The organism is Mesorhizobium sp. M7A.F.Ca.MR.362.00.0.0 (assembly GCF_004023175.1).
In the GTDB taxonomy this organism is placed as follows: Bacteria; Pseudomonadota; Alphaproteobacteria; order Rhizobiales; family Rhizobiaceae; genus Mesorhizobium.
The window spans coordinates 1-2,158 of record NZ_RZTF01000641.1 but is presented as its reverse complement, the minus strand read 5'-3'; the positions used below and the strand labels follow the sequence as shown (position 1 = coordinate 2,158).

Annotated in this window: 3 protein-coding genes; all 3 read left to right on the top strand. The window is 65.2% G+C overall.

Annotated elements, in window-relative coordinates:
- A partial coding sequence (locus EOC06_RS36330; protein WP_164898970.1) for an efflux RND transporter permease subunit occupies positions 1-933 on the top strand: 933 nt, incomplete at its 5' end.
- Between the two features lie 80 nt (positions 934-1,013).
- The gene (gene nthA / locus EOC06_RS36325; protein ID WP_128310053.1) at positions 1,014-1,637 is read left to right on the top strand and encodes a nitrile hydratase subunit alpha; all 624 of its coding nucleotides are present in this window, start codon (positions 1,014-1,016) and stop codon (positions 1,635-1,637) included.
- Positions 1,634-2,158 (top strand): nitrile hydratase subunit beta (gene nthB / locus EOC06_RS36320; protein WP_128310052.1); only part of this gene is annotated, 525 nt, incomplete at its 3' end. The genes nthA and nthB, both read left to right, overlap by 4 nt.

Genomic DNA, 2,158 nt, shown 5'->3' with positions numbered 1-2,158 from the left:
GACAGCTACGAAGTCATCACCGAGCTCGATCCCAAGATCGAGTGGTCGCCCGAGCGGATGCTGGCCATCCAGATGAGGACGGCGAGCGGCAGTCTTGTTCCGCTCGGCGCCTTCGCCCGGGTCGATCGCACGGCCGGCGCCCTGACGGTCAACCAGCTCGGCCAGCTTCCAGCCGTGACCATCTCCTACAATCTGCCGCAGGGCGTGGCGCTGGGCGACAGCGTGACGCGCATCAATGCGCTCAAGGAGCAGATCGGCATGCCGACGGTGATCTCGACCACCTTCGCCGGCACGGCCAAGACCTTCCAGGATTCTCTTGCCAACCAGGGTTTTCTGGTCGGCGGCGCAATCCTGACGATCTACATCGTGCTCGGCATCCTCTACGAGAGCTTCATCCACCCGCTCACCATCCTCACCGGCCTGCCGTCGGCCGTGCTCGGAGCGGTCGTTGCGCTGCGCTTCGCCGGCATGGATCTGTCTGTTATCGCGGTGATCGGCATCCTGATGCTGATCGGCATCGTCAAGAAGAACGGCATCATGATGGTCGACGTCGCGCTTGAACTGCGACGAGAAGGCATGTCCGCGACCGAGTCCATCCACAAGGCCTGCCTGATGCGGTTCAGGCCGATCATGATGACGACGCTGGCGGCGCTGATGGGCACGTTCCCGATTGCGCTCGGCACCGGGGCCAGCGCCGAACTGCGCCAGCCGCTGGGCGTTGCCGTTGTCGGCGGCCTGCTTGCCTCGCAGGCACTGACCCTGTTCGTGACGCCGGTGATCTATGTCTACATGGAGAATTTCTCGGGCTGGCTGGTCGGGCTCTGGTCGAAGCGCAAGGGCGAGACGGGCCCGGTCGAAGCGGGGGATCAGCCCTCGCTGTTCAAGCCTAGGGAAGACATGCTGCCAGAACCGCAGCAGGCGGCGGCCGAATGATGTGACAGGGCCAGCGCCATGTGCCGTTGGCCCAAGCCGTTGCGCTTGCGGCGGCATCACTGGAAACGTAGTTTGCGGCCATGTCACACGATCATGACCACGACAACGAACTCGATCCGTTTGCCGCCCGCGTGCGCGCGCTGGAAACCATCCTCACTCAGAAGGGGCTGATCGATCCGGCCGCGATCGACGTCATCGTCGACACCTACGAGACGAAGATCGGCCCGCGCAATGGCGCCAGGGTGGTGGCGAAAGCCTGGAGCGATCCTGGCTTTGCCGACTGGCTGAAGCTCGACGCGACGGCGGCGATCGAATCGCTGGGCTATACCGGCCGCCAAGGCGAGCACATGCAGGCGGTGTTCAACACCGAGGAGACGCACAATCTCGTCGTCTGCACGCTGTGCTCCTGCTATCCGTGGTCGGTGCTCGGCCTGCCGCCGGTCTGGTACAAGGCGCCGCCCTATCGTTCGCGCGCGGTGATCGATCCGCGCGGCGTGCTGGAAGAATTTGGACTGACGCTGCCGGCCGGGACAAAAATACGCGTCTGGGATTCGACCGCGGAGCTGCGCTATCTCGTCGTGCCGATGCGGCCTGAGTGCACCGAGGGCTGGAGCGAGGAGCGGCTGGCGGAGCTGGTCAGCCGTGACGCGATGATCGGGACCGGCCTGGCCCAAAGACCTGAAATAGAGGGGCAGCCGGCATGAACGGGCCGCACGATCTCGGCGGGCAGATGGGGTTCGGCCCCGTCGCGCCCGAAAAGGACGAGCCGTATTTCCATGCCGCCTGGGAAAGGCGGGCGCTCGGCGTGACGCTGACTGCCGGCGCCATGGGCGCGTGGAACATCGACGAGAGCCGGCACGCACGGGAATCGCTGCATCCGGCTGTCTACTATTCATCGAGCTACTACCAGATATGGATCAAGGCGCTGGAGGTGCTGTTGAACCGCCATGGCTTCGTCAGCGAGCGCGATCTCGAAGCGGGCAAGGCAGTCGATCCGGCAGCGACGCCGAAGAGGGTGCTGAAGGCGGAAAACGTGCCCGCAGTGCTGGCCAAGGGTGGTCCTTGCGACCGGCCGGTGGCGCGGCCGGCGCGGTTCAAGGCCGGCGACCCCGTACGGACCAAAAACCTCAACCCGACCGGCCACACGCGGCTGCCGCGCTATGCGCGCGCCAAGCAGGGGGTGATTGAGACGGTGCACGACGGTTTCGTGTTCCCCGACAGCCAA